We start from the raw sequence: 23,712 nt of genomic DNA, 5'->3' as shown, positions 1-23,712 counted from the left end.
GCGCTTAAGACAATCAACAAAACACGCAAAGGAGACCACCCATGAACCACCCCCTGACGGGACAAGTCGCCGTCATCACCGGCGGTGCACGCGGCATCGGCCGCGGCATCGCCCTGACACTCGCCAAAGCCGGCGCTGACATCCTGATCGCCGACCTTCTCGAAGACGCCATGCGCGAGACCGCGGAAGACGTGCGCGCGCTCGGCCGCCGGGTGAGCACCCTCAAGGTCGACGTGACAAAGCCCGAGATGCACCGCGCCATGGTCAAGCAAGCACTCGACCAGCTCGGCGGCCTGGATATCCTGGTCAACTGCGCAGGCGTCATCAGCATCCACCCCGTCGATGCACTCAGCGAGCGCGACTGGGATTTCGTCATGGACGTCAACGCCAAAGGTACCTTCCTTGGCTGCCAGGCCGCGCTGGAACACATGAAAGCCCAGCACAAGGGCCGCATCATCAACGTCGCCTCGATCGCCGGCAAGGAAGGCTTCCCCAACCTTGCCCACTACAGCGCCTCCAAGTTCGCGGTGGTTGGCTTCACCAATGCCCTGGCCAAGGAAGTGGCGCGCGACGGCATCACCGTCAACGCGATCTGCCCCGGCATTGTGCGCACCTATATGTGGGATCGCCTCTCCGACGAATGGAAGGCCGACGGCGAATCGGTGGAGGATTCCTGGGCGCGTCATCAGCTCACGCTGATCCCGCAGGGACGGGCGCAGACGCCCGAAGACATGGGCCGGATGGCGCTGTTCTTCGCGACCATGGACAATGTGACCGGGCAGTCGGTCAACGTCGACGGTGGCTTCACCTTCCATTGACCGGCACCGGGCCGCGGTGCGGCCCGGCATGTGCGCGTCCCGTCCCGGCGCTTACCGGTCATGCCATGCGATTTGAATTTCTCGATCCCGATCCAACCGACCCCGATCCCTTGCACGCCGAGCAGGCGCTGCTGGAGCAGGCATCCGCCGGCCGCTGGCTGGCGCACCTGTGGCAGGCGCCGGTTTCGCTGGTGGTGCCGCGCAGCTACCTGCGGCATGCGCAACTGGAGGCCGCGCGCGCCGATTTTGCCGCGCGTGGCTGCCCGGTCTGGCTGCGCCTGTCAGGCGGCGGGCTGGTGCCGCAGGGCCCGGGCATCGTCAACCTGAGCCTGGCCTATCCGGTGCGCGGCGGCGCCGGGACCCATGCCGAGCCGGCCTATCTGCATCTGTGCGAGGTGCTGGCCGCCGCATTGAGCCGCCTTGGGTTGCAGACGCACTGGCAAGCGGTGGATGGGTCGTTTTGCGATGGCCGCTTCAACCTGGCCTGGGGCCCGCCGGAGCAGGCCCGCAAGATTGCCGGCACGGCGCAATACTGGCGCCGCGTGGCGGGCGCGGGCGACGCCAGCCTGCACGTGGTGCTGGCGCACGCCGTGCTGCTGGTCAGCGCCGATCCTCAGGAGATCAATGGCCGCGCCAACGATTTCGAGGCCGCCATCGGCAGCGGGCGCCACTACCGTGCCGACAAGGTGGTCAGCGTGGCCCAGGCACTGGCCGACAGCGGCCGGCCGGTACCCGGCGACCTTGCCGAGCGCACGTCCCAAGCGCTGCGCGAGGCGCTTGCCGCGACGCCGCCGGCGTTCGCGGCAACGGTCCCGGCCTAGGCCCAGGCCGTTGTTGCGTGCGTGTTCGCGTATTCGCGTATTCGTCGTTATTGACGATTCCACATCCCGGCGAGCGTGGCAAACTGACCGGCAAGACGCTTCCCTCGCGGGAGCAGACAACCGGAGACAGGACATGGCGGGACCGTTGGCTGGACTGAAAGTGGTGGAAATGGTTGGGATCGGCCCGGCGCCGTTCTGCGCGATGATGCTGGCCGACCAGGGCGCCGAGGTGATTCGCATCGACCGCCCCCGCCCGGCCAAGCCGGGCGAGGCGCCGGCCACCGGCGCGGGCAAGGCGCGCTGCGACGTGACCGCACGCGGCAGGCGCTCCCTGGCCATCGACCTGCGCAAGCCTGGCGCGGCCGAGGTCGTGCTGGACCTGATCGCCAAGGCCGATGTACTGATCGAAGGCTTTCGCCCTGGCGTGATGGAACGCCTTGGCCTGGGGCCGGAGCCTTGCCTGGCGCGTAATCCGGCGCTGGTGTACGGCCGTATGACTGGCTGGGGCCAGCACGGGCCGCTAGCCCAGGCCGCCGGCCACGATATCAACTACATTGCCATCGGCGGCGCCCTGCATGCCATCGGCCGGGCGGGGGAGCCGCCCGTGGTGCCGCTCAACTACGTCGGCGACTTTGGCGGCGGCGGCATGCTGCTGGCATTTGGCGTGATGTGCGCCATCAACGAAGCCCGCAACTCCGGCAAGGGGCAGGTGGTGGATGCGGCCATGACCGATGGCACCGCATTGCTGTCCGCCATGATGTACGGCTTCAAGGCCGCCGGGCGCTGGACCAACCAGCGCGGCGACAATTTGCTGGATGGCGCGGCGCATTTCTACGACACCTATGCCTGCGCGGATGGCAAGTACGTCGCGGTGGGCGCCATCGAGCCGCAGTTCTACGCGCTGCTGCGCGAGCGCTGCGGCCTGGACGATCCGCTCTTCGACAAGCAGCTCGACAAACGCCACTGGCCCGAGCTCAAGGCCCGCATGACCGCGCTGTTCCTCACCCGCACGCGCGCGCAGTGGTGCGAGCTGCTGGAAGGCAGCGATGCCTGCTTTGCCCCGGTCCTTGACTGGGATGAGGCGCCGCAACATTCGCATAACCGGGCCCGCGAGACGTTTCTTGAGATCGACGGGGTGATGCAGCCGGCGCCGGCGCCGCGTTTCAGCCGCACGCCGGCGGGGGTGCCTCAGGCGCCTGCGGAGCCTGGTGCGGATAGTGAGGCGGTGTTGCGGGWTTGGGGGGTGGSGGGGGAGGTGATTGGCGGGTTGCGGCGGGATGGGGTGATTTGAGTTTGATATTGCTGATGTAACTGCTTGCCGTTCAACGTCAAAGGCTTAAAGTCAAAGGCAGTTTCACCTCCCCTGCGGGGCGGCGACCTACTTTCTTGTCTTGCCAAGAAAGTAGGCAAAGAAGGCGCGCCGGATGGGGCGACGCCCCATACGGCCTAGGTGAACCTTGACGGCTCGCTTCGCATCGCGGGTTGGTGTGGACCGCCCTTGGGGGCGCTCCGCACGGCTACACCGAATCTTGATCGCGCGATATCGCTTTTTTTTCGCGCTGGTTTGCTAAGCGGCGACGGCATGCTCCTTGATAGCTGCCAGTTTCTCCGCGCCGATCTTTTCCTTTGCCCTTTCGGTGTCGTAGTGGGTTTGGAGGTTCATCCAGCTTTGGGCATCGGTGCCGAAGAACACGCCGAGCCGGACGGCCGTATCGGCGGTGATGGCGCGCTCACCCTTGACGATCTCGTTGATGCGCCGAGGCGGGACATCGATTGCCTTGGCGAGCGCGTATTGGCTGATCCCAAGCGGCTCAAGCCAGTCCAACTGCAGGATTTCCCCTGGCGTGGCCAGCAGAATTTCTCGTGCCATGGTTTGCTCCTTTAGTGGTAGTCGACGATCTCGACGTCGGTCGCGTTGCTGTTTGCCATCCACCGGTTTGCTCCCCTCTCCCGCTTGCGGGAGAGGGGCGGGGGAGAGGGCGGGCGTTCGTTATGCCGCCGTGCTCGTGCTCAGTCCACCGGCCCCAGGATCCGCTCGACAAACTCCGGTGCCAGCGCAACGCCCAGGAAGCGCGAGATCTCCACGATCTGTCCATACAGCATCCATTGCCCGTGATGCACCGCGCAGCCGCGTTCGCGCGCGGCCTTCAGCAGCGGGGTATCGCCATCGCGGATCACCGCCTCGCAGACCAGCGTGCCTGCGTCCAGTTGCGCAGCGGGGAGCGGCGTGGCGTCGGTATCGCGCAAGCCGAGCGCGGTGGCGTTGACAACGACATCGAAGCCGGCGGGGTTGTTATCGCCGGCACGAATCGAGACGGCCGGCAGCACCGCTTTCAGGCTTGCCGCCAGCTCTTGCGCCTTGTCGGCGGAGCGGTTGTAGATGACCAGTTCGGCGGGCTGCTCGCGGGCCATGGCATAGGCCATCGACTTGCCGGCGCCGCCGGCGCCAAGCTGCAGCACGCGCTTGCCAGACAGGCTGTGGCCGCGTTCGCGCAGGCCGGCGACGAAGCCGTCGCCATCAAAGTTGCCACCGACCCAAAAGCCCTTCTGGCGGTCGAAGCGCATCGCATTGACGGAGCCGAGCAGGCGCGCGGCATCGGTCAGTTCACCACAGATGGCCACCACCGCCTCCTTGTGCGGCATGGTGACGACCAGGCCTTGCAGGTTTTGCGCGGCCGGCGCGCCGGCGAGGAATGCCTGCAATTGCGCCGCGTCCACATGGAAGGGCACGCAGACGGCGTTCAGGCCCTGGCGGGCGACCGAGGCATTGAAGAGTTGCGGCGTGCGCACGTGCGCGATGGGGGCGGCGATGATGCCGACAAGCTGGGTATTGCCATCGATCTGCATTGCGGGATTCCGGGTAACGTGGAAGAGGGGGAGAAGAAAGGAGAGAAGAAGGGAGAGGAAGACGGGCGCGGGAGGCGGGACGGCCGCGCCGTCCCGCGGGCATGGCGATGGCTCAGATGCCGGCCATGCAGGTGTACTTGATGACCAGGTAGTCCTCGATGCCGTAGTGCGAACCTTCGCGGCCCACGCCCGATTGCTTGACGCCGCCGAAGGGCGCGACCTCGTTCGAGATCAGGCCGGTGTTGACGCCGACCATGCCGTACTCCAGCCGCTCGGAAACGCGCCACACGCGGCCGAGATCGCGTGCGTAGAAATAGCTCGCCAGGCCGAATTCCGTGTCGTTGGCCATGGCGACGACTTCGTCCTCGGTCTCGAAGCGGAACAGCGGCGCGAGCGGGCCGAAGGTTTCTTCACGCGCGACCAGCATGCCGGGCTTCACGTCGGCCAGCACGGTAGGCTCGAAAAACGATTGCCCGAGCGCGTGGCGCTTGCCGCCTTGCAGCACGCGCGCGCCTTTGGAGATCGCGTCGGTGATATGTTCCTCGACCTTGGTCACGGCCTTGCCGTCGATCAGCGGCCCGATGCGCACGCCGTCTTCCATGCCGTTGCCCACCTTCAGCGCGCGTACCGCCGCGACCAGCTTTTCGGCGAAGGCGTCATAGACCTTGCTGTGCACATAGAGGCGGTTGGCGCAGACGCAGGTCTGTCCCGCGTTGCGGTACTTGGACACGATGGCGCCTTCCACGGCGGCATCCAGGTCGGCATCCTCGAACACGATGAAGGGCGCGTTGCCGCCGAGTTCCATCGAGACCTTCTTGATGGTGGACGCCGTCTGCGCCATCAGCGTACGGCCGACCTCCGTCGAGCCGGTAAAGGTGAGCTTGCGCACCAGCGGGTTGCTGCTGAGTTCGCCGCCGATGGCGGAAGCCGAGCCGGTGACGACCGACAGCACGCCTGCGGGAATGCCGGCGCGTTCCGCCAGTGCCACCATGGCCAGCGCGGTCAGCGGGGTTTGCGAGGCGGGCTTGACCACCATCGTGCAACCTGCCGCCAGCGCCGGGCCGGCCTTGCGCGTGATCATTGCCGCGGGGAAATTCCACGGCGTGATGGCCGCGCACACGCCCACCGGTTCCTTGGTGACGACGATGCGCTGGTTGCTGACCGGTGCGGGAATGGTCTCGCCGTAGACGCGCTTGCCTTCCTCGGCGAACCACTCGATGAACGAGGCCGCGTAGCCGATCTCGCCGCGTGCTTCGGCAAAGGGCTTGCCTTGCTCGGCGGTCATGATGCGGGCCAGGTCGTCCTGGTTCGCCAGCAGCAGTTCGAACCACTTGCGCAGCAGCGCGGAGCGTTCCTTGGCGGTACGCGCGCGCCAGGCCGGCAGGGCACGGTTGGCGGCCTCGATGGCCTGGCGCGTTTCGTCGGCGCCCAGCAGCGGCACCTGGCCGACGCGCTCGCCCGTAGCGGGATTGGTCACGTCGATATGACGCTGCGCATCGGTCCAGCGGCCATCGATATAGCACTGCTGGCGCAGCAGGGAGGGGTCTTGGAGTTGCAACATGGTCTGTTTCCGGTTCCGTAGCGATGTTGGGGGATTCGGCGCAGCGCCGCTGACGGCAGGTTAGCAGGATCCGGCGATCTCGTTTGGCCGCCGGACGGATGATCAAACCGCGATTCAAGCCGCGATTCAACCCGCGATTCAACCCGCGATATACAGCCCGCCATTGACGTGCAGCACCTCGCCGGTGACAAAGCTGGCCGCGTCGCTGCACAGGAAGCCGATGGCGGTGGCGATCTCGCGCGGGTGGCCGAGGCGCTTGAGCGGTGTCTGCTCGACGGAATCGGCGCCGCGTTTCTGGATCAGCTCGGCGGTCATGGGGGTTTCGATCACGCCCGGCGATACAGCATTGACGCGGGTGCGCGGCCCGAGTTCCCGCGCCAGGCTGCGGGTGAGGCTGAGCAGGCCACCCTTGGAGGCCGAATAGTGCGCATTGTAGTAAGCGCCCCGGTGCGCCGCCACCGACGTCAGGTTGACGATGGCGCTGTTCTCGCGCAGCGCGGGAATGGCGCGGCGCACAAGATAGAACACGCCATCGAGGTTGATCGACAGCGTCTGCCGCCATTGCGCGTCGCTCATCCCGGCCACAGGCTGGGCCTGGTACAAGCCTGCCGACGGTACCAGGAAATCGATGCCGCCGAAGCGCGCCTGCGCGAGCGCCACGGCGCGCTCGCAATCGTCGGGGCTGGCGGCGTCCATGCGCAGCGTGGCGATGCGCTCGCCGCTCGGGTCCAGTTCGCTGGCAAATCCGGCGACACCGGCTTCGTCCAGATCCGTCAGTACCAGGTTGGCGCCGTGCGCCAGGAACAGCTTGGCCGTCTCACGGCCGATGCCGCCGTTGGCGCCGGTCAGCAGCAGCGTGCGTTGATCGAAGTTGTACATGTTGTCTCCCGTGTTCAGATATGCAGTGCGCGCCCGTAGGCCGCGAGCACGGCTTCGTGCATGGCCTCGGACATGGTCGGGTGCGGCAGGACGGCGGCCATCAGGTCGGCCTCGGTGGTCTCCAGCGTCTGCGCGATGGCGTAGCCCTGGATCATCTCGGTGACCTCGTCGCCCACCATATGGGCGCCGAGCAGTTCGCCGCTGCCTGCGTCGAACACCACTTTCACCAGGCCCGCGGTGCTGCCCATGGCAATGGCCTTGCCGTTGCCGACGAAAGGAAACTTGCCGACCTTGATCGGCTGGCCGCGCTCCCTGGCCTGTGCCTCGGTGAGCCCCACGCTCGCCACTTGCGGATGGCTGTAGGTGCAGGCCGGAATACGTGTGGCATCGAGCGCATGCGGATGCAGCCCGGCAATCCGCTCCACGCAGATCACGCCTTCGTGGCTGGCCTTGTGCGCCAGCCACGGCGGGCCCGCCACGTCGCCGATGGCATACACGCCGGGCTCATCGGTGCGGCCGAAGCCGTCGGTCACGATATGCGTCTTCTCGACCTTGACGGCGGTCTGCTCCAGGCCCAGGCCTTCCACGTTGCCGACGATGCCCGCCGCCACCAGCACAACGTCGACGTCGACGCTCGCGCCGCCGGACTTGCCGCCTTGCAGCGCGACGGACCAGCCCTGCCCATTGCGCTCGGCGCTCTTGATGCTGGTGCCGGTATGCAGCACGATGCCTTCCCGGCTCAGGCTGCTCGCCACCTGTGCGCAGATGTCGGCATCTTCCACCGGCAGGATGCGCTCCGCCATCTCCACCACCGTCACCTCGGCACCCACCGCGCGATAGAAGCTCGCGAATTCGATGCCGATGGCGCCGGCGCCGACGATCAGCATGCGCTTTGGCACCACGGGTGGCGCCAGCGCCTCGCGATAGGTCCAGACCGTCTTGCCGTCCGCCGGCAGCGCGGGCAACTGGCGGGCGCGCGCGCCGGTGGCAAGCAGGATGTGGGCGGATGCAACGAGTCTTGTCGAGCCATCCGGCGCGGTGACTTCCAGCGTTCCCTTGCCCGCCAGCCGCCCGTGGCCGTTGAGCACGGTCACGCCGTTCTTCTTCATCAGGTGGGCCACGCCCTTGTTGAGCTGCGCGGCCACCGCGCGGGAGCGGGCCACCATGGCCGGGAGGTCGGCGGCAGGCGATGCGGCATGCACACCGTAGGCCGCCGCGTCCTTGACCAGCCGCAGCACATCGGCGGATCGCAACAGCGCCTTGGTGGGAATGCAGCCCCAGTTCAGGCAGATGCCGCCCAGGTGCTCTTTTTCGACCAGCGCGGTCTTCATGCCTAGCTGTGTGGCGCGGATGGCGGCCACGTAGCCGCCCGGGCCACCGCCTACGACGATCAGGTCAAATGAGGAGTTCGCCACGTCATGGTCCTTAGATCAGCATCGACAAGGGGTTTTCAAGCAGGCGCTTGAACGCGGCCAGCCATTGCGCGGCCAGTGCGCCGTCGATGGCGCGGTGGTCCACCGAGAGCGTGCAGCGCATGACCTGCCCGGCCTTCAGCGCGCCGTCTTCCACCACCGGCACCGCTTGCGTGGCGCCCACGGCAAGGATGGCGGCCTGCGGCGGATTGATGATGGCGGAGAACTCGGACACGCCGAACATGCCCAGGTTGCTCACGCTGAAGCTGCCCCCCTGGTACTCCTCGGGGYGCAGTTGCGAAGCGCGCGCACGCGCGGCCAGGTCGGCGATTTCGGCGCTGATGACGGACAGCGGCTTGGTATCGGCAGCGCGCACGATGGGGGTGATCAGGCCGGCGTCCGTGGATACCGCTACCGCGATATCGGCCTGCTGGTACTGGCGCATCGCCGTATCGGTCCAGCCCACGTTGGCCGCCGGCACCTCGCGCAAGGCGACCGCCACGGCGCGCACGATGAAGTCGTTGACCGAGATCTTGCGCGGCGCACCGGCGTTGATCTGCGCGCGCAGCGCCAGCAGCTGCTCCATGCGGCAATCCGCCGTGAGGTAGAAATGCGGGATGGTGGCCTTGCTCTCGCTCAGCCGGCGCGCGATGGTGCGGCGCATATTGCTGTGCGGGATTTCGGTGAACGCTTCGCTGGCCCGCGCTTGCGGTGCGGCGGGGCGCGCAACGGCAGGTGCGCTGGCAACGGCAGGAGCCGCGGCGGCCTGCTCGATATCGCGCTTGACGACGCGGCCATTGGGGCCGCTGCCGCGCAATGCCGCGAGGTCCAGCCCGCGCTGCGCCGCCAGGCGGCGCGCCAGCGGGCTGGCGAAGATGCGTGCGGCATGCGGTGCAGCAGTCGTGGCAGCAATCGTGGCAGCAGCAAGCGCCTCGCCAGCGGATGCCGCCACGGCTTCAGGCGCTTGCGCGCCGCCACCCGCCGCCGCGATCAGCGCATCGATATCCACGCCGGTTTCGCCATTGACCAGCAGCACGCCGATGGGCGCGCCCACCTCCACGTCCTGGCCCGCCGCCACCAGGCGGCGGCCGAGCACGCCGGCCGAATCGGCATTGAGCTCGACCACGGCCTTGTCGGTTTCGATCTCGGCGATGCAGTCGCCAACGGCAATCGTATCGCCTTCGTTCTTGGTCCACGCTTGCAGCGTGGCCTGGGTGGCATTGGCCGCCACCTCGGGCATGCGTAGCAGGGTGGCCATGTCAGGCAGTCCTTGGTTGCAGGTCGGGGCGGTAGGCGGCGATATCCGCGTACTGCACGATCTCCAGCACATTGCCTTCGGGATCGCGGCAGAACGCCAGGTAGGTGCCGGGGCGCACTTCGATGCGCTGCGGGCCGGTGAGGAATTCCACATCGGCGGCGAGCAGCTTGTCGACCACGCTCTGGATGTCGTCCACGATAAAGGTCAGGTAGGTGGCGTTGGCCTTGTCGAGGATGTACTCGGGAGCGGGCGCGGGCGCGGGCGGCTGTACGGGGGCCAGCAGCTTGATGCGCTCGCCATGGTTGGTCTGCAGGCGCACCGCGGTGTAGCCGCCGGCGTGCATGGCCGCCTGCATGGCATTTGCCGCTGGCACGGCCACTTCGCTGACAAAGGCGAAGCCCAGCACCTGCTCGTAGAAGCGGCGCATGCGCGGCAGGTCGCGCACGGCGATGCCGACCTCCAGGGGAACAATCACGTTCAGGGTCATTGGTATTCCTTGGGTTCGTTCAGTTGGCCAGGCGGGCATCGGGACTCACGCCGCGCCCTTGTCGCGCATTACCTGGCGCAGGCCCTCGGCCACTTCCTCGGTGCGGGCTGCGGCGGCGCGCTCCAGCACCTTGGAGATGCTCGGCGCGGCCTCGGCGCCGGTCACGCGCTGCACGGGCTGGTCCAGCCAGTCGAAGTAGCGGCGCTGGATTTCGTCGGCCAGCCATCCGCCATAGGAGGTACCCCGCGCGCCTTGTTCGGCGATCAGTACGTTGTTGGTCTTCTTCACGCTCTGCGCGATGGTGTCCCAGTCAATGCTGGCGCGGTCCAGCCAGCGCAGGTCGATCACCTCGGCGTCGATGCCGGTTTGCGCCACCGCTTCGAGCGAGTGGCCGACCATCGACAGGTACGTGATGACAGTGACATCGCCACCGCTGCGGCGTACCGCCGCCTTGCCCACCGGCAGGTGATAGTCGAAGTCATCCACGGGGCCCACGCCCGAGGCGTTGTACAGGTCCACGTGCTCGATCACCAGCACCGGGTCCTTGCACGCCAGCGCGGTGTTCATCAGGCCCACGTAGTCGAACGGCGTGGACGGCGCCACGATGCGCCAGCCCGGGCTGGTGGCGAAGATGCCGGCCGGGTCCATCGAGTGCTGCGAGCCATAGCCCGTGCCCATCGCTACCTTGGTGCGCAGCACCAGCGGCACGTCGCTCTCGCCGCCGAACATGTGGCGCGCCTTGCCGATCTGGTTGAAGATCTGGTCGGCCGCCACCCACATGAAGTCCGGGTACATGAACTCCACCACGGGCTTGTAGCGTCCGTCCAGCGCCAGCCCGCCGCCCAGGCCCACGAACGCGTTCTCGCTGATCGGCGTGCCCAGCACGCGGTCCGGGAAGTTGTCGCGCAGGCCGCGGGTGGCGCCGTTGGTGCCGCCCTTGAGGCGGTGCACGTCCTCGCCCATCACCACCACCGACGAATCGGTCTCCATGCGGCGTTGCATGACGTCCGCCACCACGTCGATGAACTTGCGCTTGTCCAGCTTGCCGGAGAAGCCGGCCTCGTCCTCGCAGCGCAGGCCTGCCAGCTCGCTCAGGTCGCCGCGGATGCCCACATCGCGGAAGTCCGGGCTCGGCCACAGCTCAGGCCGGATGCGGCGCTTGCCCGGCTTGCCGGAAGGATCGGCTTCGGTCAGTGCGGCCATGGCGTCGCGCATGGCTTGCTTGATGCGCTCACGCAGCGCGGCGATCTCGTCGGCGCTGATCAGGCCGCGCGCCTGCATGCGGCGCGCCATCAGTTCGAGCGGATCGCGCGCGCGCCATTGCTGCTCTTCTTCCTTGGTGCGGTAGCCAAAGGCGCTCCCCGGGAAGGGGCCGTTCTGGTGGAAGAAGCGGTACAGATCGGCTTCGATGATCGTCGGGCCCTTGCCGGCACGCATATGCGCCAGCGCTTCCTGCGTGGCCAGGTACACCGCCAGCGGGTCCATGCCATCGACCTTCCAGCTCGGGATGTTGAAGCCCATGCCGCGCGCGGACAGGCGCGGCTCGGCGGTGGACTCTTCCACCGTGGTGGAGACGGCGTAGCGGTTGTTCTCGATAAAGAAGCACAGCGGCAGCTTCCACGCGGCGGCCAGGTTCATGGTTTCCAGCACCGAGCCGATATTGACCGCGCCGTCGCCGAAGTAGGTGATGGCGACCGCATCCGTGCCGGCATGCCGGTGCGACCACGCCGCGCCCGCGGCCATGGGCACGCCGCCGCCCACGATGGCATTGGTGCCCAGCGCGCCGGCCTCGGCCCACTGCAAGTGCATGGAGCCGCCACGGCCTTTGCAATAGCCCTGCGCCAAGCCCAGGATTTCCGCCAGCGTGCGTTGCAGCAGCGTTTGCACGTCCGCCGGCAGCGGTGCGCGCGGATCGATGCCGTTGGGCGCGAGGTAGCCCAGCGCCTTGGAGACAAACTGGTGATGCCCGCGATGCGAGCCGTTGATCTGGTCGGCGCCGGTCAGCGGCACGATGGAGCCGGCGGCGCCGCCTTCCTGCCCGATGCTGGAATGCGCCGGGCCGTGGACCAGGCCTTCGGCGGCGAGTTCGAGCACAGCCTCCTCGAAGCCGCGGATCAGGTGCAGGTGGCTCAGCAGGGTGCCGAGCAGGGCCGGGTCTGCCTTGGCCCAGTCTTCCTCGGTGGTGCGCAGTTCCACCCATTCGGCGGCGGGGCGCAGGGCGCTACGTTCAGACATTTGAGAATCCTTGATTACCGTTCGATGATGCTTTCAATCGTGCTGGGGAACTGCGTGCTCAGAAGCCGTCGGCGGTCCAGCCGCCATCGGAGACCAGCGCATGGCCGGTGATGAACGCGGCCGAGTCCGATGCCAGGAAGAGGGCGACCTCCGCCATCTCTTCCGGCGCGCCAAAGCGGCGCAGCGGCGTGCGCGCCAGCAGCGCCTCGCCGTCGATGGCCTTGCTGGCGAGCAGCGTTTCCATCAGCGCGGTGCTGGTGTAGCCCGGGCAGACCGCGTTCACGCGGATGTTGTACTCAGCCCATTCCGCCGCCAGCGACTTGGTGAGCGACACCACGCCAGCCTTGGCGGCGCAGTACGCCAGGCGCCGCGCGGACGAGGCCAGGCCCCACATCGACGCGGTGCTCAGGATGGAGCCGCCGCCCTGGCGCACCATGCGGCGCGCCGCCGCCTGCGTGCAGAAGAACACGCCGGAGAGGTCGATCTCGATGGCGCGGCGCCAGTCGTCGGGCGTCAGTTCCAGCGACGGCTTGTTCATCGAGATGCCGGCGTTGTTCAGCAGGATGTCGATGCGGCCAAAGCGGGCCTCGGTGGCGGCGCAGGCGTGCTCCACGGCCTCGGGGTCGGTGATCGAAGCCTGTACCACTTCGACCTGCGCTTCCGGGCAAGCCGCTTCCAGTTCCGCCTTGGCGCTGGCGAGTCCTTGCGCATCCAGGTCCAGCAGCATCAGGCGCGCGCCGTGCCGGGCAAAGCCATGCGCCATCGCGCGGCCGATGCCGCTGGCGCCGCCGGTGTTGAGCACGACCTTGCCGGCCAGGCCGGGGTAGCTGGCGCGCGCAAAGGGCTGCGCGTTCGGGTATCCAATAGGCAAAGAGGTGCTCATACGGCTAACCAGTCCTTCAGAAGTTGGGTATTGGAAGTGAGTTGTTCGGGCGTGCCTTCAAAGACGATGCGTCCGTGGCCCATCACRCAGACGCGGCTCGATACCTTCAGCGCGATGGCGAGCTTCTGCTCCACCAGCACCACCGAGACGCCCCGGCGGTGGATGTCCTGGATGGCCTCGCCAACCACCGTCACGATCTTGGGCGCGAGGCCTTCGGTGGGCTCGTCGATCAGGATCACCAAGGGGTTGCCCAGCAGCGAGCGGCACATGGTGAGCATCTGCTGCTCGCCGCCGGAGAGGCTGCCGGCCTTGGTGTTGCGGCGCTCCTTCAGGCGCGGGAAGTAGTCGAACATCTGCTCGAAGGTCCATTGCGGCGCGCCTTCGGTGGCGCGCTGCTCGCCCATGCGCAGGTTTTCGTCCACCGTCAGGTTGGCGAAGACCTCGCGCTCTTCCGGCACATAGGCAATGCCCTTGCGGCAGATCGCATAAGATTGCGCGCCGGCCAGATCGCGCCCGCGCAGCCTGATGTGGCCGGCGCTTGGCGGCACCAGGCCCATGATGGCCTTGAGCGTGGTGGAGCGGCCCGAGCCGTTGCGGCCCAGCAGGCTGACCACTTCGGCCCGCCCTACCTGGAAATCCACGCCGTGCAGGATGTGGCTCTTGCCGTAGTGCGCGTGCAGCCCTTGCACGCTCAGCAGCGGATCGGCGCTTTGTAGGGACTGCGCGCTCATACCGTGACCTCCTCGCCCAGATAGGCTTCCTTGACGCGTGCGTTGTTGCGGATCTCGTCCGGCGTGCCGGTGGCGACGATCTCGCCGTAGACCAGCACGCTGATGCGGTCGCTGAGCGAGAACACCACGTCCATGTCGTGCTCCACGATCAGCAGCGTGCGGCCCTGCGCGATCTCGCGGATCAGGCCGGCGGTGTAGTCGGTTTCTTCCTGCGACATGCCCGCCATCGGCTCGTCGAGCATGATGACCTTCGGGTCCGAGGCCAGCGTCATGGCGATCTCCAGCGAGCGTTGCTCCGAATACGACAGCTCGCCGGCGATGGTTTGTGCGCGCCCGGCCAGCCGCACCTGTTCGAGCAGGTGCTGGGTCTCGTCGCGCACGGCACGCACCTTGTGGGCGAACTTCCACAGCGTGTATTGCAGGCCGTGGCGCCGCATGACGGCGAGGCGCAGGTTCTCGAAAACCGTGAGGCCCGCGAAGATATTGGTGATCTGGAACGAGCGCGCCAGGCCGCGATGGTTGATGCTCTGCGGCGACAGGCCGTGGATCGGCTCGCCGTTGAGCATGATCTCGCCTTTGGTCAGGGGCAGGCGCCCGGAGATCAGGTGGAACAGCGTGGACTTGCCGGCGCCGTTCGGGCCGATCAGCGCGTGGCGCTCACCGCTGACGAGATCGAGGTCCACGCCGCGGATGATGTCGACGTCGCCGAAGGATTTGCGCAGTCCGCGCAGGGAGAGCATCGCTTGCGTGTTCATGCCGGGTTCCTCCGGACGTTGGTGGCCGCGGTGGCGGGCGCGTCGATGGCGGGGGTGGCGTCCTTCAGGCGCAGCCAGCGCCTGTTGGCCAGGCGGGCCGTGGCGATGCCTGCCACCAGCAGCGCCGCGGGCACCAGCCAGGTCAGCGGCGAGATGGGATCCCACTCGCGGCCAAACAGCGCAATCGCGGGCCAGCCGCCACCATTCAGGGCCGCCATGGAGCGGTAGTCTTGCGAGAAGAAGCGCTGCAGCATCTCCACCGTGAACACCGTGCCGCCCGCGAGCAGCAACGTGCCGATGATGAATGCCAGCGCCATGGGCAGCAGCGCACGCAGGCCATAGGTCTTGCTGTGCGTGGCGAAGGACTTGATCAGCCCGGCCAGGCCCGTCGGCAAGAACATCATCACCAGCACGAAGACAATGCCCTGGTACAGCAGCCACGAACGCGTCAGGTCGGATACCGCATAGCCGAAGAAGGTCATCACCGCCGCGCCCAGTGCCGGGCCGAGGAAGATCTTCACGCCGCCGATATAGCTGTTAAGCACCACCGCCGCGGAGGCGGATGACTCGAACACCACATAGTTGGCCGCTTCCATGTTGAGCGCCTGCAGCGCGCCCGCGATGCCAGCGAACATGGCCGAGACGGCGAACACCAGCACGCCGAGCCGGTGCGTGTCATAGCCGAGAAAGCGCAGGCGGTTGGCGTTCTCGCGCAGGCCCAGCGTCAGGCGGCCCACCGGCGTCAGCGTGAACAGGTACAGCAGCGCCAGCGACAGCAGCACCCAGAACAGGGTCAGGTAGTACACCTGGTTGCTGTCGCCGAAGGTGAGGCCCCACGCCGGCATGCGCATGGTGGACAGGCCCGCCTCGCCGCCGAACCAGCCCTTCAGGTGCGGCGCCAGCGAGTGCAGCAGTTCGGCCAGCGCCAGCGTGATCATGGCGAAGTAGACGCCGGTGCGCTTGGTGGCGAACCAGCCGGCGGCCAGGCCGGCGACCAGGCCCAGGGCGCCGCCGGCCAGCGGCAGCAGCGGCGTGGGCAGCAGGCCGTTGCCGCCGAAGGCGTTCATGGCGTGCACGGTGGCAAAGCTGCCAATGCCGAAGTACGCCGCATGGCCAAACGACAGCATGCCGCCCTGGCCGCTCAGCAGGTTGAACGAGGCCGCGAACAGCACCGCGATCAGCATCTGGATGGATGCGTTGACCAGCGATTGCGATAGCACCATCGGCAGCGCCAGCAGCGCGCCCACGCCGAGCAGCAACAAGGTCTTCTGCGTGTTGGAGAGGTTGGTCATGGTTACTCCTTCTCGCCCATCAAGCCTGACGGACGGACCAGCAAGATCAACAGCATCAGCGCGAACGGGATGGTCCCGGCCAGGCTGGAGAGTTTCAGGGTCATCAGCCCGCCGGCTTGTTCGGCCCAGGCGCCCGCCCCGGCCAAGGCCAGCAGGTCGGCCAGGCTGCGATCGATGCCGACCGAGAGCGACGTGATCAGCCCGATCAGCAGCGAGGCGAGCATGGCCCCCTCCAGCGAGCCCAGGCCGCCCACTACCACCACGACGAAGACCATCACGCCGAGTTCCAGCGCCATGTTCGGGTTGGTGGTGTAGAACGCGCCCGCCACCGCGCCGGCCAGGCCCGCCAGCGCCGCGCCGATGCCGAACACGCCCATGAAGACCAGCGGCACGTTGTGGCCCAGCGCCTCGGCCATGCGCGGCTTGTAGATCGCCGAGCGCACCACGATGCCGACCCGGGTGCGCGTGAGCAGCAGGTAGATCACGGCGAACATGGCCACGGCGATGCCGCCCATGAACACGCGATAGAAGGGATAGGAGGACACGCCCAGGTGGAAGGCCGCGAAGTCCAGCGACGCCGGGATGCGGTAGTCCACCGGGAAGTTGCCAAAGAACAGCTTGATCAGTTCGGCAATGATGAAAGACAGGCCAAAGGTCAGCAGCAGCTCATGCGCGTGACCGTGGTGATGGACGCGGCGCAGGAAGAAGCGCTCCACCGCCACCCCGGCCAGCCCGACCAGGATCGGCGAAACCACGATGGCCGGCCAGAAGCCGATTGCGCCCTGCAGCGTATAGGCAAAGTAGGCGCCCAGCATGTAGAACGACGCATGGGCAAAGTTGAGCACGCCCATCATGCCGAAGATGAGGGTCAGGCCAGCGGAAACCATGAACAGCAGCAGGCCGTAGATGGTGCCGTTAAGCAATGAGACGACGAGGTATTCCATGAAGGCTTCCTTGGAACGAGGCTGTGCGGCCAACTGGCGCATGGCCGTACTTGCCAGCGCCCGCGCCGCAGCGGCGCGAGCGTGGCTGATGTTGCTAGGGTGGCTTGGGCAGGGGAATCAGCTGGGGCGCTGCATCTTGCAGCTGGCCTGGGCCGGCGTGGCGGCCTCGGCGGCAGAGAAGGTCTTGACCGGCTTGAAGCCCATGTCGGTGCCGTCGACCTTGAACTTCGCATCCTTGGCGACCACGGACACCACCATCGGCAGCAGCACCTGGTGATCGGCGGCGCGCATGCTCATCTCGCCCAGCGGCGATCTGACCTTGGCGGTTTCGAGCGCCTTGGCCAGTGCGCTGGTGTTGAGCTTGCCGCCTTCCGGCTTCACGGTCTTCAGTGCTTCGCCCAGCATCTCCACCGCGAACACCGTCTGTGGCTCGATGTAGGCGGGCATATGGCCCTGCCTGGCCTTGAAGTCGTTGGCGAAGCGCTCACTGTCGGCGCCACCCGCCTCGGCATTGAAGGGGTGGGCAACATAGTGGCCCAGCGCCACGTCGGCGGCGTTGCCGATATTGCCCGGCTGGTCGAGGAACACGGTGGCAAAGCGCGTCTTCAGGCCGGCTGCCTTGCTGGCCTTCATCAACAGCAGCAGGTCGTTGGACCAGTTGCCGGTGATCACGCTGTCTGCCTTGGCGGCAGCGATCTTGGCCACGTAGGGCGAGAAGTCCTGCACCTTGTTCACGTCATGCAGCGTCTTTTCCACCACCGTGTAGCCGCCGGCGCCGGCGTAGTCGCCGATGGCCTTTTCCATGTCGACGCCCCAGGAGTAGTTCTGGTTGATCGAATACACGCGGGTGCCCAGCGCATGGAGCGGCTTCATCGCGCCGACCAGCGCCTTGACGCGGATCTGCGCGTTGGTGGCGAACTTGAAATGGTAGAAGTGGCACTTCTCGCCGGTTAGCTCCATGGCTTCGCCGCCGACGTTCATGAACAGGATTTCCTTGCCCGGATTGCGCAGGTTGAACTTGCGCACGTCCTCGGTGATCTGGCCGGACACGGCCGACGACGAACCTTGCATGACGATCTGGGCGCCATCGGCAACGGCCGCCTTCAGCTTGTCCGCCGCGCCTGCCGGGCCGCCCTGGTTGTCGTACTCGACCAGCTGGAGCGGCTCGCCGTTCCAGCCCCCGGTGGTGTTGATCTTGTCGATCGCATAGCGCGCCGCTGCGCGGAACATCAGGCCGGTGGATGCCTGCGGGCCGGACAGCGTCTCGACCAGCGCAATCTTCACCGGCGCCGCCGATGCCGTGCCCGCCAGCACGGAGAGTGCCGCGGCTGCGAACAAAGGACGGGTAATGCGGCTACCGCTCATGGGTGTCTCCTGGCTATTGTTTGGATTCATCTGGCGGGCGCCGAAACTGGCCCGTCATAGTGGTCTGACCTGTGGTTAAAGTGGTCTGACAGGTTTACTATAAGGAGATGGGCGGCGATCGTCAACGGCGACTTGCGCGCCATGAGGGTTTCTACCGAGAGTCCGATCGGATGTGTATCCGCGTGGCGGAACGAAGGGCTTATACCCTTGAAGGGCTTGGCTTGTGGACGAATAACGGGTGCCGGCACCGCTTCGTGCTGGTACATTCCACACGTTTCATGCGCGCTAAGACGTGCTACATTGACCTGTAAGACCAATTTAGAATCGAGCGCCAGCCAGAGGCTGTCTGGCGCCAGGGAGCCCGTATTGAACAAGACAGTGCCCGGCGCCGCGGCGCCGCCGCCCACCCAGCGCCCGGAGGGAACCATGTTCCATCCCGAGCCCAAACACCTGCCGGACGAGATCGCCAGGCGCCTGATCCAGGCGATCCAGGCGGGCGAGTTCGCCGTGGGCGACCGCCTGCCCAGCGAGCGCTTGCTGTGCGAGCAGTTCTCGGTCAGCCGCGCGGTGGTGCGCGAGGCCCTGTCGCAGCTCAAGTCGGAGGGGTTGGTTGCGCCCAAGGCGGGCAGCGGCGTGTTTGTGACCGAGCGCAGCCAGCGCCAGGCGTTTCGCATGCAGGATGTGGCCATCGACGAGAAAGACTCGCTGGCCATGGTGATGGAACTGCTGGTGACGATCGAAGTGGCGGCCACCAGGTTCGCGGCCATGCGCCGCACGCCTGAAGACCTCAAGCGGATCCGCCGCGCGCTGATTGGCATGGAGTACGAGATCGCCAACGACAGGCTGGGCGATGAAGAGGACTTCGCCTTTCACCAGGCCATTGTCGAGGCGACGCACAACCCGCACTTCCAGGCGTTGAGCGAACACCTGGAGCACGGCGCGCGGCGCGTGATCCGGCAGGCGAGGAGCAATACCAAGAGCCATCACGCGGACATGGTCGAGGCCGTGCAGGAAGAGCACAAGACCATCTACGACGCGATCGTGGCGGGCGACGCCGAGCGGGCGGCGGAGGCGGCGGAGACCCACCTTCGCAACGCCGCCAAGCGGCTGAACATGTACCTCAAGGGGTGACTGGCGGGGCGGCCGGCAACTGCCGATGGGCAGTCCGCGTTCTTGTCCCGCCCGGGCTTGCCTGGTTTATTCCAGCCCGGCCAGGCCCAGCTGGAAGCGCTGGCTCAAGCGCTCGCCGCTGGCTAGCAACACGCTCACTTCCACCCCCGATGCCATCGCCTGGCAGGCTGCGCGGCTGGTGCCGGAGACCGACACGCTGGCACCCTGCGGGCAAACGCACACGGCATGCCTCTGGCCCTCGGTATCGACCGTGACCGCGCCGTAGCCGGCCCGCATCGACAGGCCGGAAGCCTGGCGCCAGGTCCATGCGGACGGGGGAAGTGAGGCGGTGATGTCGGTGCCGTCGTCCCGCAGCACCGCTGCGGTGGCGGTGACCCGGGGCACACCCGGCGTCAGCGGCGTGTCGGCGTAGGTGAGTTGCAGGCGCCAGGCGCAGTCCGGCGCCTGGCCGGAGGTGGCGTTGCGCGCCGTGGGCGGGTGGAGCAAGGTGAGTGCTACCTCACCTTGCTCGCTGCTCCAGGCCTTGCGCAGCGTGTCCCCGCACGCTTTTAGCAGCGCAATGAGCAGGCTGCCCGGCCGTGGCTTGGCTGTCCTGCTGCCGCGCTGTGGCGCGGCGCGGCCCGATAGTGACCCTGAGTGCATCGATGGCACGATTTCCCCGTATCCTTTTTATAAAGTCACTCTACAAACCGAGCGGCCTTCGCGCATCACCCATTCATGGGATGCCGCCGGGTTTTCTTATGGCCGGGGCGGGATTTCAGGCCGATGGCGGTGTCCCGGCCAGTTCGCCGACGCGCCTGACCACCTCGGCCAGTAGCGCCGAGCTGTCGTCGCTGCGATAGCTCATCATCACTGGTGAGGTAAAGCCGGGGGCGTCAATCGGCACGTAGGCCACGTCGTCGCGGTGCAGCCGCTGCACGGATGCCGGCACCAGGCAGATTCCAAGCCCCGCAGCCACGAGGCCGATGGCGGTCTGCAGCTCATTGGCCTCCTGCGCCACGCGCAACTGCAGGCCCTGCGTGCGGAACAGCGCCAGCACGTGATCGGCGTAGCTGGGGCGGGGCCGCGCCGGGTAGAGCACGAAGGGGTGGGCCGCCAGCTGTGCCGGCGTCATGGGCGGACCCTTCAGCGCGGCGTGGCCGCTGGGCACGGCGGCCATCAGCGGCTCGGCCATCACCACCGTGCGGGTGATGGCGGGGTCGTCCAGCACGATGCGGCCAAAGCCGACATCGATGCGGCCGGCCTTGAGCGCTTCCATCTGCTGTACCGTGGTGAGTTCGGACAGGCCGACCTCGAGGGCCGCGTCGGAGCCGCGCACCTGGCGGATCAGCTCCGGCAGGAAGCCATAGAGCACCGATGGCACGAAGCCGATGCCGAACCAGCGCTTTTCATTGCGGCCGATGCGCCGCGTGCCTTCCACGATCTCGTCGATGCGCTGGTTCAGCTGCAGCGATTGCTCCAGCAGGAAGCGGCCGGCCTCGGTCAGCCGCACCGCGCGCGCGGAACGGTCCAGCAGCACGGTGCCGATTTCGTCCTCCAGCTGGCGGATCTGGCGCGACAGCGGCGGCTGGGCGATATGCAGGCGCTCAGCCGCGCGGGTGAAGTTGAGTTCGGCCGCGACGGCCTGGAAATAACGCAGGTGACGTAGCTCCATGATCCCATCCTTTCATACTTAAAAGGTATTGATCGGGACATACTCGGTCTTGGACACCCTGGATGTCAAGCCACATACTGCTTCTCAACGTATTCCATACTTGGCAGACACCCAGCATGAAAGCAACCGTCACCTCCGTCGAAGCCATCCTGGTCGACCTGCCCACCATCCGGGCGCACCAGCTTGCCATGACCACCATGCAGCGCCAGACCCTGGTGATCGTGCGGCTGCGTTGCAGCGACGGCATCGAGGGGATTGGCGAAGCCACCACCATCGGCGGCCTGAGCTACGGCGACGAAAGCCCCGAGGGCATCAAGCTGACCATCGATACCTACCTGGCACCTGCACTGGCCGGCATCGACGCGTGCAATATCCACGCCGCCATGCAGCGCCTGGCTTCGGTGGCGCGGGGCAATCGCTTTGCCAAGTCGGCGCTGGAGTCCGCGCTGCTCGATGCGCAGGGCAAGCGCCTGGGCCTGCCCCTGTCCGAGTTGCTGGGCGGCGCGGTGCGGCCGAACCTGGCCTGCCTGTGGACGCTCGCCAGCGGAGACACCGGCCGGGATATCGAAGAAGCCGAAACCCTGCTGGCCGAGCGCCGCCACAACACCTTCAAGCTCAAGATCGGGCGTCGCAGCGTGCGCGACGACGTGGCTCATGTGTCGGCCATCAAGCGCGCGCTGGGCGACCGTGCCCGCGTGACCGTGGACGTCAACCAGGCCTGGAACGAAGCCGATGCCGCCACCGGCATCGCCATGCTGGAAGCCGCCGGCATCGATCTCGTCGAGCAGCCGGTGCCGCGCGAGCAGCGCGGCGCGCTGGCCCGGCTGGCGGCGCGCTTCGTGGTGCCGGTGATGGCCGATGAGGCCGTGTGCGGTCCCGAGGATGCGATGGAACTGGCGCGCATCGCCGGCGCGGACGTGTTCGCGCTGAAGATCTCCAAATCCGGCGGCATCTTCGAGATGCTGCGCACGGCGGCGGTAGGCGATGCGGCCGGCATCGCGCTGTACGGCGGCACCATGCTGGAAGGCAGCGTGGGCACCATCGCCGCTGCCCACGGCTTTGCCACGCTGCCGCGGCTGGCCTGGGGCACCGAGCTGTTCGGCCCGCTGCTTCTCAAGGATGATGTGGTGACGGCCCGCCCCGAGTACCGTGACTTTGCCTTGCACCTGCCGGTTGGCCCGGGGCTTGGCCTGACGCTGGACGAAGACAAGCTGGCCCATTACCGCCGCGCCGCCTGAGGCGCTGCCCAAGCAAACATAGACCGAGGATTCAAGCATGTTGTTTCTGGTGAGAATGGACGTAAAGATGCCCGCGGACATGCCGGCCGCGCTGGCCGACGAGATCAAGGCGCGCGAGAAGGCGTACTCGCAGGACCTGCAGCGCCAGGGCAAGTGGCCGCATCTGTGGCGCGTGGTGGGCGAGTACGCCAACTACAGCGTGTTCGATGCCGAGTCCAACGACGAACTCCACACCATGCTCTCCAGCCTGCCGCTGTTCCCGTACATGGAAATCCATGTCACGCCGCTGGCCAAGCACCCGTCGTCGATCAAGTAAGCCAGCCGGCGCGCCGTTACCCTGAATACCGCCGCGGCCTCCGCTGGCCGCGTTCCAACACCAACTCCGAATCCATTTGGAGGAGACTCTGATGCGCTTGCCATTCCTGCGCGCGTGGGCCGCCTGCGCCTGTGCGCTGGCCACCCTGGCCGTGCTGCCGTCGGCCGCCCACGCCGACACCTATCCCGATCACCCGATCCGCTGGGTCGTGCCATTCCCCGCGGGCGGCGCGATGGACAATATCGCCCGCACGCTGGGCGAGGAAATGTCGAGGAGCCTGGGCCAGTCCATCGTGGTGGAAAACCGCCCCGGCGCTGGCGGCAATATCGGCGCGGAGATGGTGGCGCGCTCGCCCGCGGATGGCTACACGCTGATCATCGTGGCCAACGGCATGGCGGTGAACCCCGCGCTGTACGGCCGGCTCAGCTATGACCCGGTGAAGGATTTCGCGCCGGTCTCGCTCCTGGCGGTGGTGCCTAACGTGCTGGTCACCAGCAAGGCCAAGAAGCTGCCCGCCACGGTGCCCGACCTGATCGCCGCGGCGCGCGCCACGCCGGACAAGTACACCTATGCCTCCGCCGGCAATGGCACCTCGATTCACCTGGCTGGCGAGCTGTTCACCTCGCTCACCGGCGTCAAGATGCTCCACGTGCCCTACAAGGGCAGCGGCCCGGCCATGACGGACCTGCTGGGCGGCCAGGTCGACTATATGTTCGACAGCATCACCTCGGCCAAGCCGCATATCGACTCCGGCAAGCTCACGCCCATTGCGGTGACCACCGCCAAGCGCTCGTCGACGCTGCCAAACGTGCCGACCCTGGCCGAAGCCGGCGTCAAGGGCTATGACCTGTCGCCATGGTTCGCCGCCTTCGTCCCGGCCAAGACGCCGCCCGCCGTGGTCGCGCGCCTGAACCAGGCCATGGTGGACGCGCTGGCCAAGCCGTCGGTGCGCACCCGCCTGGCCGCCATCGGCGCCGAGCCGATCGGCAGCACGCCCGCGCAGCTGGGCAAGCACCTCGCTGCCGAAACCGATAAATGGGGCAAGCTGATCCGCGAACGCGGCATCCGCGCGGACTGAGAACGCC

The 23,712-nt window shown here is 67.1% G+C and carries 23 protein-coding genes; 7 read left to right on the top strand and 16 right to left on the bottom strand.

Annotated features, from left to right (window positions below; translation table 11 throughout):
* Positions 1–41 precede the first annotated feature (41 nt).
* The 3 genes from AB4061_RS18305 (at position 42) to AB4061_RS18295 (ending at position 2,930) form a co-directional block, all read left to right on the top strand.
* Positions 42–818: an SDR family NAD(P)-dependent oxidoreductase gene (locus tag AB4061_RS18305; protein WP_441636193.1), complete on the top strand. Its 777-nt coding sequence runs from the start codon at positions 42–44 to the stop codon at positions 816–818.
* A gap of 65 nt (positions 819–883) precedes the next feature.
* Complete coding sequence (locus AB4061_RS18300) at positions 884–1,639, top strand: lipoyl protein ligase domain-containing protein (protein WP_441636191.1); 756 nt, start codon at positions 884–886, stop codon at positions 1,637–1,639.
* Between the two features lie 133 nt (positions 1,640–1,772).
* Entirely contained in the window at positions 1,773–2,930 is a 1,158-nt protein-coding gene (locus AB4061_RS18295; RefSeq protein ID WP_441636189.1) for a CaiB/BaiF CoA transferase family protein, read from the top strand.
* Between the two features lie 276 nt (positions 2,931–3,206).
* Here the strand turns inward: AB4061_RS18295 and AB4061_RS18290 are convergent, their stop codons facing one another.
* From AB4061_RS18290 to AB4061_RS18225, 14 genes are all read right to left on the bottom strand, one after another.
* Complete coding sequence (locus AB4061_RS18290) at positions 3,207–3,509, bottom strand: HigA family addiction module antitoxin (protein WP_441636187.1); 303 nt, start codon at positions 3,507–3,509, stop codon at positions 3,207–3,209.
* A 140-nt stretch (positions 3,510–3,649) separates the two neighbouring features.
* Positions 3,650–4,486, bottom strand: coding sequence for a shikimate dehydrogenase family protein (locus AB4061_RS18285; protein ID WP_441636185.1), 837 nt, complete (start codon positions 4,484–4,486; stop codon positions 3,650–3,652).
* A gap of 112 nt (positions 4,487–4,598) precedes the next feature.
* A complete protein-coding gene (gene gabD, locus AB4061_RS18280) occupies positions 4,599–6,047 on the bottom strand; it encodes an NADP-dependent succinate-semialdehyde dehydrogenase (RefSeq protein ID WP_441636183.1) in 1,449 nt (482 codons plus the stop codon).
* Between the two features lie 138 nt (positions 6,048–6,185).
* Complete coding sequence (locus AB4061_RS18275; RefSeq protein WP_441636181.1) at positions 6,186–6,926, bottom strand: SDR family NAD(P)-dependent oxidoreductase; 741 nt, start codon at positions 6,924–6,926, stop codon at positions 6,186–6,188.
* Positions 6,927–6,940: 14 nt separating this feature from the next.
* Positions 6,941–8,341 (bottom strand): dihydrolipoyl dehydrogenase, encoded by a 1,401-nt coding sequence (gene lpdA, locus AB4061_RS18270; RefSeq protein ID WP_441636179.1) that lies wholly within the window; start codon positions 8,339–8,341, stop codon positions 6,941–6,943.
* Between the two features lie 10 nt (positions 8,342–8,351).
* The gene (locus AB4061_RS18265; RefSeq protein ID WP_441636177.1) at positions 8,352–9,596 is read right to left on the bottom strand and encodes a pyruvate dehydrogenase complex dihydrolipoamide acetyltransferase; all 1,245 of its coding nucleotides are present in this window, start codon (positions 9,594–9,596) and stop codon (positions 8,352–8,354) included.
* Position 9,597: 1 nt separating this feature from the next.
* Positions 9,598–10,083 carry a VOC family protein gene (locus AB4061_RS18260; protein WP_441636175.1) on the bottom strand — a complete coding sequence of 162 codons (486 nt, stop codon included), beginning with the start codon at positions 10,081–10,083 and terminating at the stop codon, positions 9,598–9,600.
* A gap of 45 nt (positions 10,084–10,128) precedes the next feature.
* Entirely contained in the window at positions 10,129–12,318 is a 2,190-nt protein-coding gene (locus AB4061_RS18255; protein WP_441636173.1) for an alpha-ketoacid dehydrogenase subunit alpha/beta, read from the bottom strand.
* A 58-nt stretch (positions 12,319–12,376) separates the two neighbouring features.
* The gene (locus AB4061_RS18250; RefSeq protein ID WP_441636171.1) at positions 12,377–13,201 is read right to left on the bottom strand and encodes an SDR family NAD(P)-dependent oxidoreductase; all 825 of its coding nucleotides are present in this window, start codon (positions 13,199–13,201) and stop codon (positions 12,377–12,379) included.
* Entirely contained in the window at positions 13,198–13,932 is a 735-nt protein-coding gene (locus tag AB4061_RS18245; protein ID WP_441636169.1) for an ABC transporter ATP-binding protein, read from the bottom strand. Before AB4061_RS18245 ends, AB4061_RS18250 begins: the two co-directional genes overlap by 4 nt.
* Positions 13,929–14,687: an ABC transporter ATP-binding protein gene (locus AB4061_RS18240; protein WP_441636167.1), complete on the bottom strand. Its 759-nt coding sequence runs from the start codon at positions 14,685–14,687 to the stop codon at positions 13,929–13,931. The genes AB4061_RS18245 and AB4061_RS18240 overlap by 4 nt, the downstream gene beginning before the upstream one ends.
* On the bottom strand, positions 14,684–15,979 hold the full coding sequence (locus tag AB4061_RS18235) for a branched-chain amino acid ABC transporter permease (RefSeq protein ID WP_441636166.1): 1,296 nt from the start codon (positions 15,977–15,979) through the stop codon (positions 14,684–14,686). Before AB4061_RS18235 ends, AB4061_RS18240 begins: the two co-directional genes overlap by 4 nt.
* Before the next feature lie 2 nt (positions 15,980–15,981).
* Positions 15,982–16,923 (bottom strand): branched-chain amino acid ABC transporter permease, encoded by a 942-nt coding sequence (locus AB4061_RS18230; RefSeq protein WP_441636164.1) that lies wholly within the window; start codon positions 16,921–16,923, stop codon positions 15,982–15,984.
* A gap of 117 nt (positions 16,924–17,040) precedes the next feature.
* On the bottom strand, positions 17,041–18,288 hold the full coding sequence (locus AB4061_RS18225) for a branched-chain amino acid ABC transporter substrate-binding protein (RefSeq protein WP_441636163.1): 1,248 nt from the start codon (positions 18,286–18,288) through the stop codon (positions 17,041–17,043).
* 426 nt (positions 18,289–18,714) lie between these two features.
* Here AB4061_RS18225 and AB4061_RS18220 point away from each other — a divergent pair, with 426 nt between their 5' ends.
* On the top strand, positions 18,715–19,419 hold the full coding sequence (locus AB4061_RS18220) for a FadR/GntR family transcriptional regulator (protein ID WP_441636261.1): 705 nt from the start codon (positions 18,715–18,717) through the stop codon (positions 19,417–19,419).
* A 66-nt stretch (positions 19,420–19,485) separates the two neighbouring features.
* Here the strand turns inward: AB4061_RS18220 and AB4061_RS18215 are convergent, their stop codons facing one another.
* Both AB4061_RS18215 and AB4061_RS18210 read right to left on the bottom strand, forming a co-directional pair.
* Positions 19,486–20,070 carry a hypothetical protein gene (locus AB4061_RS18215; RefSeq protein WP_441636161.1) on the bottom strand — a complete coding sequence of 195 codons (585 nt, stop codon included), beginning with the start codon at positions 20,068–20,070 and terminating at the stop codon, positions 19,486–19,488.
* Positions 20,071–20,176: 106 nt separating this feature from the next.
* A complete protein-coding gene (locus AB4061_RS18210) occupies positions 20,177–21,073 on the bottom strand; it encodes a LysR family transcriptional regulator (protein ID WP_441636159.1) in 897 nt (298 codons plus the stop codon).
* A gap of 116 nt (positions 21,074–21,189) precedes the next feature.
* Here AB4061_RS18210 and AB4061_RS18205 point away from each other — a divergent pair, with 116 nt between their 5' ends.
* The 3 genes from AB4061_RS18205 to AB4061_RS18195 all read left to right on the top strand — a co-directional run bounded on the left by AB4061_RS18205 (position 21,190) and on the right by AB4061_RS18195 (position 23,705).
* On the top strand, positions 21,190–22,311 hold the full coding sequence (locus tag AB4061_RS18205) for a muconate/chloromuconate family cycloisomerase (protein ID WP_043352961.1): 1,122 nt from the start codon (positions 21,190–21,192) through the stop codon (positions 22,309–22,311).
* Between the two features lie 37 nt (positions 22,312–22,348).
* Positions 22,349–22,627 (top strand): muconolactone Delta-isomerase, encoded by a 279-nt coding sequence (catC, locus tag AB4061_RS18200; protein WP_416051144.1) that lies wholly within the window; start codon positions 22,349–22,351, stop codon positions 22,625–22,627.
* 91 nt (positions 22,628–22,718) lie between these two features.
* The gene (locus AB4061_RS18195) at positions 22,719–23,705 is read left to right on the top strand and encodes a tripartite tricarboxylate transporter substrate binding protein (protein ID WP_183037122.1); all 987 of its coding nucleotides are present in this window, start codon (positions 22,719–22,721) and stop codon (positions 23,703–23,705) included.
* Positions 23,706–23,712: the final 7 nt, after the last annotated feature.

The sequence above is a fragment of the Cupriavidus sp. YAF13 genome, from assembly GCF_052113425.1.
GTDB lineage: Bacteria > Pseudomonadota > Gammaproteobacteria > Burkholderiales > Burkholderiaceae > Cupriavidus.
Note: the sequence above shows the minus strand (reverse complement) of the source record. Positions and strands in the feature narration are given on the sequence as shown.

Bases quoted from the DNA above. Each gene is read 5' to 3' on its own strand.
- AB4061_RS18305 (WP_441636193.1), top strand. From the start codon at position 42: ATGAACCACCCCCTGACGGGACAAGTCGCCGTCATCACCGGCGGTGCA.
- AB4061_RS18300 (WP_441636191.1), top strand. From the start codon at position 884: ATGCGATTTGAATTTCTCGATCCCGATCCAACCGACCCCGATCCCTTG.
- AB4061_RS18290 (WP_441636187.1), bottom strand. From the start codon at position 3,509: ATGGCACGAGAAATTCTGCTGGCCACGCCAGGGGAAATCCTGCAGTTG.
- AB4061_RS18285 (WP_441636185.1), bottom strand. From the start codon at position 4,486: ATGCAGATCGATGGCAATACCCAGCTTGTCGGCATCATCGCCGCCCCC.
- gabD (WP_441636183.1), bottom strand. From the start codon at position 6,047: ATGTTGCAACTCCAAGACCCCTCCCTGCTGCGCCAGCAGTGCTATATC.
- AB4061_RS18275 (WP_441636181.1), bottom strand. From the start codon at position 6,926: ATGTACAACTTCGATCAACGCACGCTGCTGCTGACCGGCGCCAACGGC.
- AB4061_RS18260 (WP_441636175.1), bottom strand. From the start codon at position 10,083: ATGACCCTGAACGTGATTGTTCCCCTGGAGGTCGGCATCGCCGTGCGC.
- AB4061_RS18255 (WP_441636173.1), bottom strand. From the start codon at position 12,318: ATGTCTGAACGTAGCGCCCTGCGCCCCGCCGCCGAATGGGTGGAACTG.
- AB4061_RS18250 (WP_441636171.1), bottom strand. From the start codon at position 13,201: ATGAGCACCTCTTTGCCTATTGGATACCCGAACGCGCAGCCCTTTGCG.
- AB4061_RS18240 (WP_441636167.1), bottom strand. From the start codon at position 14,687: ATGAACACGCAAGCGATGCTCTCCCTGCGCGGACTGCGCAAATCCTTC.
- AB4061_RS18235 (WP_441636166.1), bottom strand. From the start codon at position 15,979: ATGACCAACCTCTCCAACACGCAGAAGACCTTGTTGCTGCTCGGCGTG.
- AB4061_RS18230 (WP_441636164.1), bottom strand. From the start codon at position 16,923: ATGGAATACCTCGTCGTCTCATTGCTTAACGGCACCATCTACGGCCTG.
- AB4061_RS18225 (WP_441636163.1), bottom strand. From the start codon at position 18,288: ATGAGCGGTAGCCGCATTACCCGTCCTTTGTTCGCAGCCGCGGCACTC.
- AB4061_RS18220 (WP_441636261.1), top strand. From the start codon at position 18,715: ATGTTCCATCCCGAGCCCAAACACCTGCCGGACGAGATCGCCAGGCGC.
- AB4061_RS18210 (WP_441636159.1), bottom strand. From the start codon at position 21,073: ATGGAGCTACGTCACCTGCGTTATTTCCAGGCCGTCGCGGCCGAACTC.
- AB4061_RS18205 (WP_043352961.1), top strand. From the start codon at position 21,190: ATGAAAGCAACCGTCACCTCCGTCGAAGCCATCCTGGTCGACCTGCCC.
- catC (WP_416051144.1), top strand. From the start codon at position 22,349: ATGTTGTTTCTGGTGAGAATGGACGTAAAGATGCCCGCGGACATGCCG.
- AB4061_RS18195 (WP_183037122.1), top strand. From the start codon at position 22,719: ATGCGCTTGCCATTCCTGCGCGCGTGGGCCGCCTGCGCCTGTGCGCTG.